This is a genomic window from Sorangium sp. So ce367 (genome assembly GCF_051520455.1).
GTDB lineage: Bacteria > Myxococcota_A > Polyangia > Polyangiales > Polyangiaceae > Sorangium > Sorangium cellulosum_B.
This window is the reverse complement of record NZ_CP150334.1, coordinates 12,327,104-12,345,988: the sequence shown is the minus strand read 5'-3', so window position 1 is coordinate 12,345,988 and position 18,885 is coordinate 12,327,104. Positions and strand designations below refer to the sequence as shown.

Genomic DNA, 18,885 nt, shown 5'->3' with positions numbered 1-18,885 from the left:
CGCGCGGAGCCCGAACGGGTCCGCACCCGAGCAGGCGCAGGGGAAAATCACACCCGAACGAGAAGGCGATGTTCGTGCCAATCGACAGACGGCGTTCCGGGCAGCGTGCGGCGTGCATCCGCTCGACAGGGCGCCGCGCAACCCGCGGCGGCGCTGTGACAGCGCTGTCGCGTCGAGACGGATGCGCCGATGCGGCCACCCCGCACTCATCGCAACCAGACGAAGCACGGACATGCACACGGGAAAGCTCGGGTGAGACGGGACACGACCGGGCTCCGATCGGCGCTGCGGGGGCGCGAGGTCTGCGAGGAACATGACGCCACCGACGTCCGCGCAGCGGGTGCCGCGACGCCTACGTGCCTGCACGGAAGCGCGAGCTTCCCGTGTCGACCCGCCGGAGTGAAGGCACCGTACCGGGCTGCCATCGCGCTTCGGCGTACTCCATCCGCGTCGCGAGGCGTACGAGATCGGCGATCTCGGGGACCGCCGCGCAGGCCGCGGCGAGCCCTTCGGGGTCGGAGAGCGGGACCGCCAGCTCCAGGCCGCGCTCCTTGAGGGTCGCGCGCACGGCCGTGGCGACGTTGCCCGCGGCGAAGAGGCCAGCGCGGCGCATCGCGGTGCGGGTCGTCTTGACGGCCCCCTCGTAGGTGATCTTGTCGGCGCTGTCGCAGATCTCGCGGAGGCGACGCTCTGCGCGCGGGGGGATGAGCTGCCAGAGGTTCTGCTCGAGCCGCACCACGGCCGGGTTGCCGCGGGCGCTGTGCGCGGTGGCCTCCAGGGGCCCGAACGCGGCGACGATGGCGGAGAGCAGCGTGCGGAGCTCGTCCTCCGAGCTGGTGTTCACCAGGACATGCTCGGGCATGGCGCCAGCGAGCTGAGCGCCGAGCAGGTAACGCAGCTCGGGGGTGTCCTCGCGGACCTCGCCCCGCAGCAGCACGGCCGGCGGGTTGACCCGGATGATCTGCCCCTCCGGCGGCGACGGAGCAGGCAAGGGCGCGCGCTGGTGGAAGAGCGCGGTGCGCAAGAGGCCGAGGTGAGCGGCCATGACGCCGTAGATCTCCCCGAGGAGGGTAGGCGATGTCGGCTGGATCCGCTCGGAGGGGACGAGCCCGGACTGGCCTGCGTCGCGGCGGTAGAGGCCCGTCTCCCAGACGATCGCGAGCGCCTCGTTGACCGGCGACTCCAGATCGCGGAAGAGCAGCGCGCTCACGAGCTCCGGCGCGTCGCGCTGCGCGGCGAGGGGCGGCGGCGTGACGACGCCCTCGCCGGGCCGGTCGGACGGCTCGTCGCCGTCGAAGGCGCGCAGCACGTGCTCGATGGCGCGGGCGTAGGTCATGTTCTTGTCGGCGATCGCGGCCGCCTGGAGGCGCTCCAGGGTGCCCCGATCGCCGAGGCGCAGGTGGGCCTGCATCCGCCGGACCGCCAGCGCCTCCCGGGAGCGATCATCGCGCGGAGCGAAGCTCTTGATGAGCCGCTCGCCAGCGTCGTACGAGCCCGCGGCGAGCTCGCGGAAGAGCGCTGCCTCCTCGAAGCTCTCGGCGGCGGACGGCGACCACGCGGCCACGAGCCGCGTCGCGGAGGAGGGCGGCTGGATCGACGCCGGGGCGGAGACCGGGGGCCCGGGCTGCGGCGCGCCGGCGCCGGAGCGGCCCGACGCGGCGCCGCCGCGCGCGGCGGTGCTCTCCGCGGCACCTGACACGGCGCTCGGTGACGGCGCCGGCGAGGCGGCGGTGCTCGCCGCCCCGTCGAGCAGATCGTCGTCCGACACCGCGGGAGAGGTGGATTGCGACGGGTCGTCGGCGATCAACCCCTCGTCGAGCGGGTCGTTGAGCTCGACGAGATCGATGTGCGGGTTGCTCGAGGCCGGCGCGCCGCCGCTCGACGGCGCGCGGCTGCTCGCGGGCCCGACCCCGCTCGACGGCGCGCGGCTGCTCGCGGGCCCGACCCCGCTCGATGGCGCGCGGCTGCTCGCAGGCCCGACCCCGCTCGACGGCGCGCGGCTGCTCGCGGGCCCGACCCCGCTCGATGGCGTACGGCTGCTCGCGGGCCCTACCCCGCTCGACGGCGCGCGGCTGCTCGCGGGTCCGGCGCCGCTCGCCGCCGACGCAGCGCTGGGCGGCGCCTCTGGCGCCGCCTGGACCGACTCCGCCGCGGCCGCCCGGAGCGTCGCAGCCTGGGACACTTCCTCGGGAGGCAGGGTCGCCCGCTCGCTGGCCAGCTCGGCGTTCAGCTCGGCGATCTTCAGCCCCAGCGAGCGATCCGAGCCCGCGAGCGCCGTGGCCTGCGAGAGGATCTTCGTTGCGCGATCCGGGTCGCTCGACACGTGCAGGCGCGCGAGCTGCATCAGCGCGCGCGCGCGATCGATCCCCGAGCTCTGCGCGGCGAGCTCTTCGAGCGCCTTCCGGGCGGCCTCGGGCTCACCTCGCGCAGCCGTGAGCTCCAGCTGGCGGCGCAGCGCCAGCGTGCGCGTCTCCGGCTCCGCCGCGGCCTCCTCGAGCAGGCGCGCGGCCGCCTCGAGATCGCCGGCGTTCTGAGCGGTCTCGGCGGCGGCGAGCGCGACCCGACCGCGCGCGCGCATCCCCTGGAGATCGCCGCCGAGCGCGCGATCGAACAGCGGGAGGGCGGCGGAGAAGTTCCGCTTCAGGGCCAGGCGCTCCGCCATGCCGAGCGCGACCAGCGTGCTCGGGCCGACCTCGGCGTGGCGCCGGGTCAGCTCCCGCATGCCGGCGCCGTGGCCCTGGATGACGTCGAGCGTCTCGGCGAGCAGGAACGCGTGCAGATCGACGTGCGCCGGGCGCAGGCGCGGCGCGATGCGGCCGAGCTCCTCCACCGCGGCCTGCGCGTCGCGCGGCGTCCCGGTCCCGCGCAGGCGATACTCGATGCGGCGCGCCTCGAGGACAGCGTCGGGCGACTCCGGGGCGAGCTTCACGGCGCGGCGAGCGCGCTCGAGCGCCGTCGCGTCGTCCCCGAGCATCGACGTGGCGCGCGCAGCCTCGACCAGCAGCTGCGCGCGCCGCTCGGGGGCGTCGCGCGACGCGCTGGCGAGCTGATCGAGCGCCGCGGCGAGCGCGTGGCCGTCCCCCTCCCGGCGGGCGATCTCGACGCGGAGCTCGATCACGGCCTCGCGCGGCGCGATGCGAGCGACGCTCTCCAGCGTGTCCTTCGCGGACTCGACGTCCCCGCCGCCGAGGTAGCTGCTGCACGCGCGGAGGCTGTACTCGGCCCGCTCGTCGGTGGTCGTCGCGAGATCGCCCAGCCTGCACCAGAGCGGGGCGGCGCGGAGCGGCGTCCCGAGCCGCTCGTGGATGTCCGCGAGGAACCTCAGCGCGCTCACGTCGTCCGGCGACGCCGCGAGAAGGGCCTCCAGCTCGGCGCACGCCTCGTCGAGGAGGCCGAGGCGCTGCTCGAGCAGGGCGGCGCGCCGGAGCCGCAGCGCGCGCCGCGTGTCCGGCAGCGGGGCCGCCTCGATGCGGCGCGCGAGGAGGGCGGCGACCGCGGCGTGATCGCCGCGGTCGCTCGCGTCCTGCTCGACGACCTCGACGGCGTGCATGTCGGTGAGATCCAGCCGGGCGATCGCCTCGTAGAGCGCCACCGCGGCGCCGCGATCGCCGAGCTCCTGGGCCAGCGGCGCGAGCTCGCGGAGCACGACCAGCCGCTCCTCGTCGCCGCTCAGGATGCCCTGGAGGCGCGTGAGCACGTCGAAGAGCCGCTGGCGATCGTCGGTGCTCCGCGCGAGCCGGATGAGCTCGTCGATGTGCGCCTTGTCGAACGGCGTCCTCTGGGCCGCCTCCAGGAGGAGCTCCACCGCGCCATGGAGATCGCCGCCGGCGGCGAGGATGCCGGCGTGCTCGCGCGTCAACGCGAGGCGGACGGCATCCGGCAGGTCGATGCGCGCGAGCTCGGACTGGACGAGCGTCTCGAGATCGGCGCTGCGACGCTCGGCCGCGTACAGCCGGCGCAGCCGGGTGACGACCTCGTTGCGCGTGTCGCCCACGAGCTGCCCGCCGGCGAGCGCCCGCTCCAGGGCGACGGTGGCCTCGGCGCGCTGGCCCTCGCGCTCGTGTTTGTCGGCGAGGTGCAGCAGCGCCTCGAGGCGCCGCGCGACCGGCAAGGCGTCGTCCAGCGAGCGCTTCAGCGCCTCGTCCCCGCTGGCCTCGACGGCCCCCTCCGCCTCGTACGCGAGCGCGTCGTCCTCCGGCGCGCGCCGGGCGGCCTCCACGAGCAGCGCCGCGGCGACCGGCGGCACGTTCAGGGCGCCAGCGAGCTTGCTCGCCCACCTGAGCAGGCCGGGACCGACGCTCGAGTGCGGCCTCATCGCCGCGGCGTACACCGCCGCGACGAGGTGCGACGCCGGCTCGGTCTGCCGCGCGAGCTCGCCGACGATGTCGAGGAGCGTCTGGAACTCGTCGACGTCGCCGTCGGCGAGCATCGCGCGCTCGATCGCGGCGAGCGCGAGCGCGGGCGCGTCGAGGACGGCGACGGCGATGCGCGCCATCGCGAGCCCCGCGCGGGCCCCCTCGGGGCCGTCGAGCTTCGCGATGCTCGCCTTGACCGCGCGGTCGAAGCGGATGGCCTCGACCTCCGGCTGCCCCGTGCACGCGATGAGATCGCGGATGGCGGCGCCGACGTCCTCGACGAGCGCCGCGTCCGGGCGTACGACCATCGCGCGGAGCAGGATGTCGAGGCGCAGCCGGAGGCCCTCCTCCGTGCGGCCGGTGAGGGCCGCGGCGCGCTTCAACCACGCGTTGCGCGACGCCGGATCGGCCGTCGTCGCCACCCGCTCGAGCGCGCGCACGGCGTCCGACGGCTCGCCGACGTGCTCGGCGAGCCGAGCGAGCAGCACGTACGAGGTGCCCTCGGTCGGGACCGCCTCGAAGCTGGCCACGGCGTGCGCGAGCGCGAGCTCGAACGCGCCGCGCCTCTCCAGCTGCCGCGCCGCGCGGTAATGGGCGGCGCGGCGGCCGTAGCAGCCCAGGGCCGCGTCGGCGAGCAGCCGGTAGGTCTTGTCGAGGACGACGATGCCGCCATCGGCGTCCGCCGATTTCTCGACCAGCGCTACGGCGTCCGCGCGGAGGGGATCGAGCTCGATCGCGCTCGCCGCCGCGGAGAGCGCGCGCTCGGGCAGGCCGTGCTCGTGCGCCAGGTTGGCGGCCTCGATCAGCAGGGTGGCGCGCCTGCGCCGCTCGGGCCCGACGTCGCCCGACCACCTGTTCTCGTCCGCGGCGGGCTGCGCCCCCGTCTCGCTCCGCGCCTCCGCGGCGCGCGCGACGATCGCCTCGATCGCCGCCTCGACGCCCGCGAACTCGCACATGTCCCGCGCGTAACGCTCGGTGCCGCCGCTCGGCGCGAGCTCGCTCGCGCGGAAGAACGCCTCCTCGGCGCCCCGGTGATCCTCCGCCAGATCCCAGCGCAGGCTCCCGAGCTCACGCCACGCGGCCGCGGCCTCCGCCGCCGCGCCGGCGCCCTGCGCGGTGAACGCCCGGGCCTTCGCCTCGGCCAGCGCGATGGCGCCGTCGGAGCTGAGCCCCTTCGCGTCGAGCAGCGACGACTCGAGGCGCTGGACCCGCGCGAGGATCTCGTGAGGATCGGCCTGCACCGCGGCAGCGCGCGCGAGCTCCTGCGCCGCCCCGTCCGGATCGCCGCCGTCGAGCCGGCAATCGGTGAGCATGAACATCAGCTCGGGGGCGTGCGCCGCCGTGATCTCGACGGCCAGCCACCGCTCGAGCACGGTCACCGCGAGGTGAGGGTCGCCCGCCCGGCGCGCGAGCTCCAGCAGCCGCTCGCGCAAGAGCGGGTTCTGCGGGCCGAAGACGTCGAGCGAGCGCCTCGCGAGCGCCGTGCCGCGCTCGGGATCGAGGTCGTAGAGGGCGTGCAGCGCGCTCGCCAGCGCCGCCGCCATCTCGCCGAGCGGCTTGGGCTGCGCCAGGATCCACGCGAGCGCGTCCGAGAGCCGGGCCGCGTCGCCGGCGGCCGCGGCGCGGCGGATGAGCTCCGCGGTCGCCTGGGGGCACCCTGGCCGCAGCGCGAGCCAGCGCTGGGTCCACGCGAGCGCGAGCGGCAGCTCGCCCAGCGCCTCTAGCGCCCTCGCGAGGCCGTCGCAGAGCGCGCCGCGCGGGAACACCGTGGTGATGGAGCGCTCGATCGCGGCCGCCACAGCCCGGTCGACCTCGAACGGAGGCGCCTCGCCGGCCTCCGCGGCGGCGGCGAGATCTGCCGTGAGGATGGAGGCGAGCGTGGCCACGGCGCGCGCTGACGACGGATCGGCCTCGCAGGCGAGCAGCGCGACCTCGCGCGAGAGCGCCGCCTCGCGCGCCCGCTGCGTCCGGTGGTAGAGCGCCGCGGCGATCGAGAGCAGCACCGCGCGCAGCGCCGGCCAGACCGGCGCGGCGAGCTGCACGAGCGCGTCGGCGCGCTCGTGCAGGCGCCCGGTCCGCGTGGCCAGCACGAGCGCGGCGCTCGCCGCGCCGCGGTGCCCCGGGGCCTCGCCGAGCAGCGGCAACACCTCGTCGAGGGCGCGGGCGTCCTGGCCTTGCCGCCGGGCGATCGCCGACAGGAGGAGCCTTGCGCGCACCAGCTCGACCCGCGTCAGCGAGGCCGCGCGGATCGCCTCGGACCTCGCGGAGCGCGCGCCCTCGGCCTCCGAGGGCGCCCGCGTCGCCTCGGCCAGCCGCGCGCGGAGCAGGGCGTCGAGCGCGGCGCCTCCCCCGGTCCGCCGGCTCAGCCGATCGAGCGCCAGCAGGCAGCCACGGTCGGCCGGCAGCGCCCGCGAGAGCCCCACGAGCGCCTCCTCGTAGGCCGCGCGCTCCTTCGGGCGGCCGCGGTAGATCACGACGAGCCGGCGGAGCGCGTCGATCCGCCCCTCGGCGGTGTCCGCGCCGCGGAGCGCGCGCTGCGCCGCGGCGAGCGCCTCGTCCTGCCCCTTGAGCCGATCGGCGATCCGCTGGAGCCCTGCCTCGGCGTGCGTCGGGTCGCCGCCGACGTCTCTCAGCGCCTCGAGCGCCCAGCGCGCGAGGCCGGGGTCGCCGATCTTCTCTTCCGCGAGGCGCGCGAGCTCCGAGAGCGCGTCGATCCGCCCCGCCGCGTCCTCCGTCGCCCTCGCGTCCGAGCCCTCGCCGATGCGGATGAGCGCCTCGACGAGGGGCGCCATGTCGTGCAGCGTGGCCGCGTGGTCGCGCAGCGCGGTGCGCGCGGCGGCGCTGCCGGAGTCGCTCGCCGCGGCCTCGATCCAGGCCTCCACGGCGCGGTCGGGGCTCGCGAGCGGGCCAGCGTGGAGCCGCGCGAGCGCCACGTACGCCTCCGCCCTCGGCGCCCCGACCCGCTGCTCCGCCCTGAGCTCGATCCGCGCGGCCACGAGCTCGTAGAGCCCCGCCTGCTCCAGCACCTCGTCGATCGCGCGGGCGGCGTCGCCGTCGATCGCCCCGTCGAGGCCCGCGTCGAGCACGCACCCGACGGCGCGCGCCCAGTCGCCCTCGTTCGTCGCGCCCTGGAGCCGGTGGCCGTGCACCTCCATCGCGCGCCGCAGGGCGGAGGGGCCAGGGGCCTCGCCCTCGCCGCGAGGCGCCCGCGCCGCGAGCGCCTCGGCGTGCGTCCGGAGCACCTCGTCGGCCGCGCCCTGCCGGCTGCGCAGGAACAGCGCGGCCGCCATGGCCTTGGCGGCCATGTCGTCGTGAGGCGCGATCTCGAAGGCGCGCAGGCGATCCTCGAACGCCGCCTCCCGCTCCCGCGCGGCTTCGCGCCGCTTGGCCGCTTCCAGGTACGCCTTCGCCGCGGCCGCGGGGAACACCTCGTCCGACGCCCAGGCCGCGATCGTGCCGAGCAGCTCGCTCGCCATCGCGTCGTCCGGGGCGAGCTCGCTCGCCTCTCCGAGCGCGTCGACCGCGCCCGCGACGTCGCTGGCGCGCGCGAGGAGCACGGCGATCTTCACCAGCATCCGCGCCGTCGCGCCGGGCGGCTGCGCGTCGTCGCGGAGGCCGCGCAGCGCCGCGGCGGCCAGGGCTGGCTCGCCCAGCCCGGCCAGCCAGCCGGCGAGCTCGCTCCTCATCGCCGGGTCGTCGCCCAGCGAGAGCGCCCGGCGCGCCAGCGTCGTCGCCTGGTCCAGCTCGACGCCGCGCGCGGCGAGGATCCTCGCGAGGGCGAGCGCTGCCTCGCGCTCCCCTTGCGCGTCGCCGGCGGCGCGGCGCTCGTCCACCCGCGCGCGCCAGTAGGCCTCTTCAGCCCGCGGGCCGCGGTGGCGCGACACCGGCGCGATCGCCCGGGCCCCTGCGAGGACCAGCTGCCCCGCAGAGGCGGGCCCTGCAGGATCCATCAGCTCCGGCGAATGCAGCGACCTCCTCGCGCCCGACGCTGATGCTGCCCGATCCGGAGGTGAAGAGCTCATTTCGGCGACCCGCTTCGGGTATGCTGAACCCGCTCAGCCTACCAGAACGACCGAGGTACAAGGCCAATCTTCCGGTGCAATCTCGCGCTTTACCGGAGCGTCACCGCGAACGGTAACACCGTGAGCGCCCTCTCTCCGGCCAGGAGAGGCGCCATGGAGGCGGCGAAGGTCCCGACCTCCGGCGCGACGCCGAGCCACTCCGGCAGGAGGACGGAAGCCATCGCCTCCCGCGCGCGCTCCTTGAGCGCTGCGCGGTCGGGAGCCCGAGCGCTGCCCTCGTTGGCTTCGTCGCCGGTCGCCAGGAGCTCCAGCAGCCCGCCGTCGTCCTGCTCGATCTCGACCGGCGCGTCCGCCGGCAGCTCCGCCAGCTCGCGCGCGATCGCGATCGCTCGCTCCAGGCCGCCGAGCTCATCGACGAGCGAGCGCCCTGCGGCCTCGACCCCGCCGAAGATCCGTCCCTCCGCCGACGGCGCGATCGTCTCCAACGGGAGGTTCCGTCCCGCCGTGATGCGCTTCAGGAACAGATCGTAAACCGCCTCCATGGAGGCGAGCACACGGGCGCGTGTGGGCTCGTCCCAGGGTGTGAGCGCCGACATGTACGCGGCGCGCGCTGCCCGCTGAGGATCCGGGTTGGCCGCGACCGTCTCCGCGTTGATCCCGACGTCCGCAAGCGCCTTCCCGACGGCGAACTTGCCGCCCACGACGCCGATCGAGCCGATGATGCTCGTCCGCTCGGCGACGATCTTGGTGCCAGCGCAGGCGAGGTAGTAGCCGCCGCTCGCGGCCATCCCGCCGATCGAGACGACCAGCGGCTTCTGCTGCCGCAGCCGCATCAGCTTCTGCCAGAGCAGATCCGAGGCCAGCGCCGAGCCGCCGGGCGAGTCGATCCGGAGCACGACCGCCTTCGCGCTCTTGTCCTCGGTGAGGCGCGTGATCGTTTGCCCGAGCTCGCGCTCGCCGATCCCGTCCGACGAGCCGATGGGCATCCCCTTGGCGCTCATGGTGATGCCGCCGATCGCCGGGACGACCGCCACGTGCGGCGTCCCCAGCGAGCTCGCCCCGGAGACCGAGCGGAACACGTCCACGAGGCTCCGCGAGAAGCTCGCATCGCGCGGAGCGCCGCCGAACCGCGGCACGGAGCGCTCGGTGCCAGCGAGCTTCTTCGCGTCCTCGGTCGCGGACTCGACATCGCCGATCTCGTCCACGAGCGCCCTCGCCTTCGCCTCCTCAGGGGCGAACGGGCCGTCCTCGAGGGCCTCCCGGAGCTCCTCCTTGCCGCGCCCATCCACGATGGCCGACAGCCACGCCTCGCGGACCCCGCCGAGCGCGGACTCGAGCGATCGACGCGCCTCGGGGCTCGCCCCTTCCCGCGTGAACGGCTCGCTCGCGCCCTTGAACTTCCCCACCTGGAGGAAGTCGACGTCCACGTTGAGCTTGTCGAGGAGCCCCTTCGCGAACACGAGCTGCGCCGCGATCCCCACCGTGTCGACCTGCCCGGCAGGGCTGAGCCAGAGCTTGCTGCAGGCGATGGACGCCAGCAGCATGGTCGCGTTGTTGTACTCGTCCGCGTGACACACGACCGGTCGCCCCGCCGCGCGGACATCGCCGAGGATCCGGCCGATCTCGTGGGCCCGCGCGAACGCGAGGCGCGCGCTCCCGAGCCGCACGAGGAACCCCTTCGCGCTCGCGGACTCGGACAGCGCTCGCAGCGACTGCACGAGCTGCGCGTGGGTCCTGCCGCTCGGCGGGCCGAAGAGCGATGCGGACGCGCTCTCGGGGAGCCCGCGCGAGAGATCGATCTCGACGACCGCCGGCTCGTCGAGGCCCGCCGCGGCGGGCGCCGGCAGCGCCGCCGCCCGCTCTCTCCCGGTGCAGCCAGCCATCGATGCCGCCACGGCGAGGGCGCCGACGCCCGTCCACCGCGCCCCGCGAGCTCGGCGCTTACTCATGCTTCATTCCAGGCAGATCCGAGGTGTCGATCGGCGGCGCCGTCGCCCCAGGCGCGGCGGTCGGCGGCGGATGCACGCCGGGCAGATCGCTCGTATCGATGGTGCCGCCCGGGGCGACGTAGTCGTCGGGCACGCGGCCGTCGTCCGGCTCCGACTCCGGCGCGCGGCGAACGCGCCCCGGCGCGGCCGGCGGGCTCGCGGGAGGAGCGCTCGCCGAGGTCGACGGGCTCGGCGGAGGAGCGCCCGCCTGCGGGCTCCCCGCGCGCGCGCTCGACGCCGGCTCGGCGACGCTTCCTGGCTCGCCCTGCGCCTTCTCGAGCCGGTCGATGAAGGCTCGGAGCGGGCGCGCGAGCGGGTGCGGCCGGCTCGTCGCCAGCAGGCGCTCGTTCTCGACGCGCGCGGCCGCGAGATCGCCGGACCTCGCGAGCGCATAGACGAGGAGCGCCCGCGCTCGCCCGGGGCTCTGCTCGATGCTCGCCGCCGTCCGGAGCCGCTCGACGACGGCGGCCCAGCTCGGATGAGCCTCCGCGAGATCGAGCGCGGCCAGCGTCAGCGCGCTCTCCGGCTGCGCGCTCTCGGCCGAGATCGCGCCGACGAGCTTCCGCGCGGAGGCGAGGTCGCCCTGCATGCGGAGCAGATCGATCGCCGCGCGGGTCACCTCGGCGTTCGCCGGCGCGACGCGCCGCGCGTGCTCGACCGCCTTGCGGGCGCGCTCGATCGCGACGTCGAGCTCGTGCCGCGCCGTGTCCAGATCCGCGTCCCCTGCGGCGAGCAGCTGCAGCCGCAGCCACCGCACGTCCGCGTTCACCGTCTCGACCCGGGCCAGCGCCGCCGCGACGCGCGGGTCGTCCTCGGCGAGCGCGCTCGCCTTGACGAGCTTGTCCCTCGCCGTCTCCGGATCCCCTTCGGCCAGGCTCTTCTCGCCCTCGGCGAGCAGCGCCGAGACGCGATCGTCGCTCACCGCAGGTCGGGCCTGTACGGCCGGCTTGAGGTACTTCGGCCCGAGGGTCGCCGCGCTCACCACCATGAGACCGACGACGATGAGGCCGACGACCCACCGCGCGATCCCCGTCCTCCTCGAGGGCAGCGACGTGATCCCCGCGTCGCCGTCCCCCTCGTCGACATAGGAGGGACGCCCCTCGGGCTCCGCGGGTGCGGTCGGCGACCCCGACGTCGCTGCCCGCCGCGATGCGTGGTCCTCGCTCGCCGCGCGCGGCGCCCCGCGCCTCGCCACGGGGGCGTCTTCTCCTCCCGGGCTGTCGGCGCGCTCGATGCGCGGCGGTGGGACGCTGTTCGGCATCCGCAGCGGAACGACGCCTGCGGCGCGCCCCTGCCCCTCGCCCCCGGCGTCCGCGGGCCTGACGCTGCCCTGGCGCGCCTCGGCGACCCCCGCGCCGCGCAGGGTCCGCGGCTCCTGCCGGCGCGCGGGGTGCCCGTCCGGCAGCGGCGGCGCCTCTTCCGGCGGCACCACGACCCCGGGCAGCGCGCCCGGCTTCGTCATCGCCCGCGCGGGGGCGCTGGCCTCGGAATCGTAGGTCGCGGTCTGCGCCCCGCGGCGCGGCGACGGGCGCTCCCTGCCCGACTGGACCTCCCGCACGTCCCGAACGATCGTCTCTGCGTCGTGGATGGACTCGGGGGCGACGTCCGCGTCGCTCTCCGCCCGCGGGAGCGGGATCGCGACCGAGTGCTCGGTCTGCGCCGGCGCCGGGCCGCCGAGCCCTGGAGGCGTCAGCGACCTCGAGCGGCCAGGGAACGGCGAGGGCCCGCCGATGCCCAGCGCGGTCCCGGCCATCACGATGCTGCCCGGCCCCTTGAAGAACGGCTCCAGCTCCGCGATCGACCCGAGCCGCCGCGGCCTCGCGTTGCCGCGCGAGATCACGTCGTCGCGGGTGATCTGGCCCTGGGTGATCGCCGCCTGGAGCTCCCGGAGCATCTTGAACTCGAGCTCCCGGCCGCCGAGCGTGCGCACCACCCACTTCTCGGGGAGCGCGCCGTCGGTGCGGCGGACCTTGAACTGGAAGCCGCAGTTCGTGCACTTGACCGTCGTGCCGCGCTCCGACACGAGCGCGTCGTCGAACTCGTACTCGGTGCTGCAACGCTCGCAGGTGACATCCATCTGCTCGACCGGTCCCCGTGTCCTCGCGAACGGCTGGCCCCCCAGGCGCGAGCCTGCCGGGGTTCCTCGTTCGGAGGCAGCCGCCCGGAACTCGGCGGAACGGTAGCACGGGTTCCCCTGTGCGCCCCAAAGCGTCGCGCCGCGCCGCGCCGTCCTCCGCTTTCCTCTGCGGTTCAGGGTTCATGGTCCCCTGCGGTCCCCCCCTCCCCTGCGGTCCCCCTCCCCTGCGGTCCCCCCTGCCCCCCGATGTCGCGCCCGCCGCCGCGTGACCTGCGCGAGGCACGGCACATCGGGGCGGCGCCTCGCCACGCGCGCGCCACATGCCGACGTGAACGCGGCTTCACGGCGAGCGCGCGATCGGCCGAAATACGCCGCGACTTGCCGGGCTTGTGTGGGGCATGTCGCTTGCTACGCTCGTCCGGTCGCGACCGTCACGCGCGAGGGCGCGGCTCCTCGACGCCGGGCGGCCGAATGCTTTCGGGAGACGGTGAATGAAGCGACTTACTCTGCTGGGTCTCGCGAGCGTGCTGGCGCCCCTCCTCGCGGGTTGCCCCATCTACGACGACGACGCCGACAGCCCCTTCTGTGATGCAGCCGTCGAGGACTGCACGCCCGGCATCCCGAGCGGCTGTGGCGGGCCAGCCGACTGCTGGATCAACGAGACCTGTGGCGAGGACAACCGATGCCACATCGGCGACTGCACGACCTGGGGGTGTAGCCGGGGCTTCGAGTGCGTCATCGCCGACGACCACACCGCCGCCTGCGTCCCAAGCGGCTCCTCCGGGGAAGGGGGCAGCGGCGGGGCCCCCGGCGACGTCGTGTACTGCGGCAACCCGGACGACTGCGCCGATGGCGAGACCTGCGCGCCGGATGGCACGTGTCAGCCCGGCGGCTGCGATCAGGTCCTCCCGAGCGGCGAGCCGCTCGGGTGCGTCCACGGCTACGTCTGCGAGGGCGACGAGGCCGACGCGACCTGCGTGCCGGCGACCCCGGCCGCGTGCGGCGCCGACGCCGACTGCGCCCGCCTCGGCGCGGACTACCTCTGCGTCAGCGGCATCTGCACCGCGCCTCAGGACCAGTGCTTCGATCAGACGCAGTGTCCGGTCAACGACAAGTGCGTCGAGGGCAAATGCACGCCCGCCTGCGGCGAGGACGCGGACTGCCCCAGCAGCTACCGTTGCGACGCGACCCTCGGTATCTGCTCCCGCCCTGCGCAGCCCTGCGTCATCACCGACGACTGCGGCGGCCCCTCCGCCGTCTGCGTCGACGGCGCCTGTGTTCCGAGGAGCGACGGCGCCGCCTGCCCCGAGGGCGACGTCTGGGTCGAGAACGGCTGCATCCCGAATCAGTCGAGCAACTTCGTGTGCGGCGAGGATGGAGCGCAGGACGTCTGCGCGCCGGGGTCGATCTGTCTGCACCACAGCTGCTACATCTCGTGCGACCAGCCGAACCCGAACGCCTGCGACAACCAGTCGCCCTCGCTGAGCGAGTGCAGGACCGTGGCGACGTTCTCCGGCGAGCACCAGGTCTGCGGGTCGAGCGACAACCTCGGCGGTGACTGCGATCCCGAGACGCCCTGCAGCGAAGGCAAGATCTGCATCGACGGCTTCTGCCGGTAACGCCGCGGCGCTCCTCCGCCGCGATCGCTCCTCGGGGCAGGGCAGCCCCCTGCCCTGCCCCCTCCGTGCGCAATATGCCCTTGGCATGCGCGCTGCCTCACGTCCCGCCGGTCACTGTTCCATCCACGTGAATCCACGCTGAGGGATACGCGCTACGCGCCCCCACGCGATACGAACCGACGGAGCCACAATGAAGGCAGACGATCTCGTCAGTTACATGGCCGACATGTTCCCCTACAAGAGAAGGAGCTCACTCGATTGGATCGTTCCCTTGTCGGTCGGGCTCGGCCTCGGCGTCGCCATGGGCGTCGGGGTTGGCGTCCTGGTCGCGCCGACGTCAGGTGACGAGGCTCGCCGCCGGCTGCGCGACAGCACGAGCCGGCTGCGCGAGCGCGCGGAGAGGGCCAAGGAGCGCGCCCTGGGCGCTGCGCAGCGGACCCAGGACCAGATCCAGGAGAAGCTCCAGGAGAGCACCGGCTCGTACTCCAACGAGCTCGGCGCCCGCTGAGCGAGCTCCAGGGGGGCGCGAAGGCGCCGCACCGCCCACGCGCGGAGCGGCGCCTTCCATCATTTCCCGGGATGTGCTCCAGCAGCCGAGCGACATCTGCGCAGCCGGAGCGGCACAAGCGATGCTTTTCCGAGAGCAGATGGATTGAACGAGACACCTCGCGAACCGCGGCACAGGGGCACTCGTCGAATGATGTATTACCGGACGCTCACTGCATTCTTCCCAGGTCGCACGGAAGCCGCGGGCGCACTTGGCCGCCTCCTCGCCCTGGGCGTCGCGGCCGAGGACATCAGCATGGTGCCCAGGCAGCACTCCCGTCTGGACGAGATCGAGCTCACGATCCACAGCAAGGCGTCCGAAGGGGCCGCCCTGGGCGCTGTGATCGGAGGGCTCGTCGGGGGTACGCTCGCGGCGATCACGGCAGGAGGCGCGCTGATCATTCCGCGGCTCGACGCGTTCCTGGCGGGGCCCATCGTCGCGTGCCTCGCGGGAGCGGGCGCCGCTGGCGCGGCCGGCACCCTGCTCGGCGCCGTCCTCGGCGCGCGCCTGCCCGAGTACGAGGCGCGCCGGCTCGACGACGGCAGCGCCGGCGGCGGCGCGTTGCTCTCGGTGCGGTGCTTGCCCGACGTTTCCCACAGCGTTGAAGAGGTGCTGAGCGAGAGCGGCGGTCGCCGCATCCGCAAGACATGCAGCCGCAGGGCCTGAAGGACGGTCTGCGCCCGGCGTGGCCCAGCGATCTTGCGAACGAGCGACGGCGAGCCGCGATCCACGTGTGGACGCGCCCGTGATGAAGCCTCCAATCCGCCAAGGGCGCGGAGAAAACCTCAAAGAGACTTGGCGTCCTTGAGGGCTTGGCGGTTCAAACGACCCCACCTTCAGCCAAGGTGACGCGCAGCAGGTGCCTGCTGGATCAGGGCGACGAGCCGAGATGGCTCTGGGACCGCGTCTGCTCATCGAGGACGAGCTCGACCGCCTGGGCCAACGCGCTCTTGACGTAGCTGCGCGTCGCGAGCGACCCGAGCCTGCTGAGCACGCGCGGCGTCAGGCCCCCGCCGAGCAGGAACCCCAGCCCAGCCGCCGCTGCGATCGCCACGTGCGGGTTGTCCCGCGCGAACGCCGAGACCGCCCGCTTGACCTCCGCCGCGTCGAGCCGGCTGAGCGCGTCGTTCACCACCTCTCGCGCGTCGCGCTCCCCTTCGGCCTCGACCTCACGTGCCGTCATGGTGACCTCCTCAACTCAACCGTGTAACGACCCGCCCGATCAGGTAGCCCACGGCGGCCACCGCGAGGAGCGTGGCCACGGGGCGCTCTTGCACGAGCGAGACGAGCCGCTCGTCCGCGCGGCGGACCTCGCCGAAGAGGCGAGGGACGGCGGCGGGAACGTTCGCTCGCCGCTCCCGGCGTCCGGACTCTTGTTCGATGTCTGCATCGTTGGCGATCATCGTGAACCGGTCTCCAGCAATGCCCGAACCACCGCGCGACGTGCATCGGCTGCACGATCCGGAGACCGACCCACCGGCGCGGGGCAGCAGGACGAGGAGCGCCAGCGGAGAAGCGCGCGCGACGAGCGCGGGGCGGAGCGCCTTCCGGGACGTTCGTGCTCACGGACGGAAGGGCGAGCGCGCGACGCGCGTGTGGAACTCGCGACCTCGCGCGCGCGAGCGCCGCGTTTGCGGGCCGCGCTCGCCAGGTGACGGGCTCCTGGAGATCGCTGGCCGCACGACCGCGCGCAGCGCAGCGCGCGCTAGAAGCGAACGCCGAACGCCCGGAGCGCGCCGCGCAGCGCCTCCGCGCCGTCGCACACCGCCACCCGCTCGGCCTGGGACACCTCCGCGGCCGTCGTGGGGTCCCCCTTGAACCAGACGGCCTGCATCCCTGCCGCGAGGGCGCCGCCGACGTCGGCGGCGAAGGAATCGCCGACGTGGACCACCGCGGCGAGCGGCGCACAGAGGCGCTCGGCCGTCCACGCGAAGATCTCCCTGCCCGGCTTCTCGAACCCGAGCCGCCCCGAGTCCGCCACCGCCACGAAGTGCGCCGACCAGCCGAGCTCTTCGATCAGCTCCTCGAGCCGGCCCTCCGAGTTCGACAGCACGGCGACCGGCACGCCGGCCTGCCGGAGCTCGATCACGACGTCGATCATCCCCGCGATCGGCCGGCGCCAGAGGTTCTTCCGGGGCTGCTCCGTCCAGAGCCAGTCCACCGCCGCGTCGAGCGCGCTGGCCTCGACGCCGCCCGCCTCGAGCAGGCGGCGCATCATGATCTTCCACGGGTGGCCGCCGAGCCCGCGCTGGATCGCCTCGTTGTACGCGCGCCAGCCCTCGTCCACCGCCCCGTCCAGCCGCTCCCGAGGCGCGGCGATGCCCCGCTCGGCGAGGCGGGCGGAGAGCAGCCCCGTGTCGAGCTCCACCAGGGTCTGGCCGAAGTCGAAGGAGACGGCTGTAGCAGGCTCGTTGCGCATGAATTACTCGGCGTACATCGCCTCGATCTCGTGCGCAAAATTCTGGCTCACATTGCGCCGCTTGATCTTGAGCGTCGGCGTCAGCTCGCCGTCCTCGATGGTGAAGCCGCGCGGCAGGATCGAGAACTTCTTGATCGTCTCGACCTGCGCGAGCTCGCCGTTCACCTCGTCGACGGCCCGCTGCACGGCCTCCCTGATCTCGGGCGACGCGTGCGAGAGATCGCGGCCGAGCCCGCGCTCGGCCGAGAGGCGCTTCACCGCGTCGGGGGCCAGCACGAGCAGGGCCGTGAGGAACTTGCGCCCATCGCCGACGACGACCGCCTCGGCGATGAGGTCGTGGCGCTTGAGCGCCTCCTCGATGTTCTTGGGCGAGATGTTCTTTCCGCCGGCCGTGATGAGGATCTCCTTCTTCCGCCCGGTGATGTGGAGGAACCCTTCCTCGTCGAATCGGCCCAGATCCCCCGAGTGGAGCCAGCCGTCGACCAGGGCCTGCGCGGTCGCCTCTGGCTCCTTGTAGTAGCCGAGGAACACGGTCGGCCCCTTGACGAGGATCTCGCCGTCGTCCGCGATCTTCACGTCCATGCCTGGCACCGACGGCCCCACGGAGCCGAGCTTCGTCCGGCCCGGCATGTTGTAGCTCGTCGCGCCGGTCACCTCGGACTGGCCGTAGACCTCGGTGATCAGGATGTCGAGCGACGCGAAGAACTCGAGGACCTCCTTCGCGATGGGGGCCGCGCCGCTGCTGAACGCGTGCGCCCGGCCGAGCCCCACGGCCGCCTTCACCTTCGCGTAGACCAGCGCGTCGAAGGCGCGGTGCTGAAGCGCGAGCAGCGGCCCCGGCGGCTCGCCCCGGGCGCGGAGCTCGCTGTGCTGGAGCCCGACGCGCCTTGCCTGATCGAGCATGATCTTCTGCAACCCCTTCGCGCCGGAGAGCTTCGCGTCGATCCCGTCCCTCAGCTTCTCCCAGACGCGCGGGACCCCGAAGAAGGCGGTAGGCCGCACCTCCCTGAGGTTGTCGGCGAGCGCCGCCATCGACTCGGCGAAGTACACGGCCGCGCCGACCGAGGCCGGGATGTGGATCGTGAACATCTGCTCGGCGACGTGCGAAAGAGGCAGGTAGGAGAGCGTGATGTCCCGGGACGAGCACGGGATGAGGCGCGCCGCCATGTCCGCCGAGCGCGTGAGGTTCTCATGGCTCAGCATGACCCCCTTCGGCGGCCCCACCGTCCCGGAGGTGTAGAGCAGCGTCGCGAGGCCGTTCGGCTCGAGCGCGTCGAGCCGCTGATCGAGCAGCTCGTCCGAGACGCGGTCGCCCCGCGCGAGGAACTCATCCCAGGCCAGGATCCGCGGATCGCGCGGATCGCCCGCGAACTCCGCGCCCCGCATCAGCACCACCCACGAGAGCTGCGGCAGCCGATCCCACTGGCTCAGCACCTTCTCCAGCTGCGCCCTGTCCTCGACCAGCACCACCTGCGACCCCGCATGGCGCACGACGTGGCGCACCTCCTCGGGCGAGCACGTCGTGTAGATGCCCGCGGGAGCGCCCCCGATCGCCATGCAGGCCACGTGGAGCACCACCCACTCGGGCCGGTTGAAGCCGAGGAGGCTGACCGTGGCGCCTGGATCGAGGCCGAGCGCGAGGAGCGCCTTGCCGGCGCGCCGCACCTCGCCCGCGTACTCCCGGAAGCTGGTCATCCTCCAGAAGCCCCCCTCCTTGACGTAGTGGGCAGGAGCCTCGGGACGCGCCTTCGCCTGGCCTAGCAGGCGCCGCGGTATCGAGTCACAGGGCATCGGGCTACCTCGTTCACGGGCAAGGGTCCGCAATCACAGGCGAATTTTCCTGCACCCTCCCGGGATC

10 protein-coding genes are annotated in these 18,885 nt (G+C 74.2%); 3 read left to right on the top strand and 7 right to left on the bottom strand.

The features are described from left to right. Positions 1 to 352: 352 nt before the first annotated feature. The 3 genes from WME97_RS46765 to WME97_RS46755 form a co-directional block, all read right to left on the bottom strand. Complete coding sequence (locus WME97_RS46765; protein ID WP_437547571.1) at positions 353 to 8,305, bottom strand: hypothetical protein; 7,953 nt, start codon at positions 8,303 to 8,305, stop codon at positions 353 to 355. 161 nt (positions 8,306 to 8,466) lie between these two features. Next, positions 8,467 to 10,326, bottom strand: coding sequence for a S49 family peptidase (locus WME97_RS46760; RefSeq protein WP_437547570.1), 1,860 nt, complete (start codon positions 10,324 to 10,326; stop codon positions 8,467 to 8,469). Continuing rightward, on the bottom strand, positions 10,319 to 12,442 hold the full coding sequence (locus WME97_RS46755) for a zinc-ribbon domain-containing protein (protein WP_437547569.1): 2,124 nt from the start codon (positions 12,440 to 12,442) through the stop codon (positions 10,319 to 10,321). The genes WME97_RS46760 and WME97_RS46755 overlap by 8 nt, the downstream gene beginning before the upstream one ends. A gap of 491 nt (positions 12,443 to 12,933) precedes the next feature. On the opposite strand from WME97_RS46755, the gene WME97_RS46750 reads away from it, so the two are divergent. From WME97_RS46750 to WME97_RS46740, 3 genes are all read left to right on the top strand, one after another. After that, a complete protein-coding gene (locus WME97_RS46750) occupies positions 12,934 to 14,061 on the top strand; it encodes a hypothetical protein (protein WP_437547568.1) in 1,128 nt (375 codons plus the stop codon). A gap of 190 nt (positions 14,062 to 14,251) precedes the next feature. After that, the gene (locus WME97_RS46745; RefSeq protein ID WP_437547567.1) at positions 14,252 to 14,569 is read left to right on the top strand and encodes a YtxH domain-containing protein; all 318 of its coding nucleotides are present in this window, start codon (positions 14,252 to 14,254) and stop codon (positions 14,567 to 14,569) included. A gap of 189 nt (positions 14,570 to 14,758) precedes the next feature. Next, entirely contained in the window at positions 14,759 to 15,274 is a 516-nt protein-coding gene (locus tag WME97_RS46740; RefSeq protein ID WP_437547566.1) for a hypothetical protein, read from the top strand. Positions 15,275 to 15,479: 205 nt separating this feature from the next. On the opposite strand, the gene WME97_RS46735 is transcribed toward WME97_RS46740, so the two are convergent. From WME97_RS46735 to WME97_RS46720, 4 genes are all read right to left on the bottom strand, one after another. After that, on the bottom strand, positions 15,480 to 15,791 hold the full coding sequence (locus tag WME97_RS46735) for a hypothetical protein (protein ID WP_437547565.1): 312 nt from the start codon (positions 15,789 to 15,791) through the stop codon (positions 15,480 to 15,482). A 10-nt stretch (positions 15,792 to 15,801) separates the two neighbouring features. Continuing rightward, entirely contained in the window at positions 15,802 to 16,011 is a 210-nt protein-coding gene (locus tag WME97_RS46730; protein ID WP_012241308.1) for a hypothetical protein, read from the bottom strand. Between the two features lie 302 nt (positions 16,012 to 16,313). Continuing rightward, complete coding sequence (locus tag WME97_RS46725; protein ID WP_437547564.1) at positions 16,314 to 17,027, bottom strand: HAD family hydrolase; 714 nt, start codon at positions 17,025 to 17,027, stop codon at positions 16,314 to 16,316. Positions 17,028 to 17,030: 3 nt separating this feature from the next. Then, positions 17,031 to 18,818, bottom strand: a complete 1,788-nt coding sequence (locus tag WME97_RS46720; protein WP_437547563.1) for an AMP-dependent synthetase/ligase — start codon at positions 18,816 to 18,818, stop codon at positions 17,031 to 17,033. Positions 18,819 to 18,885: the final 67 nt, after the last annotated feature.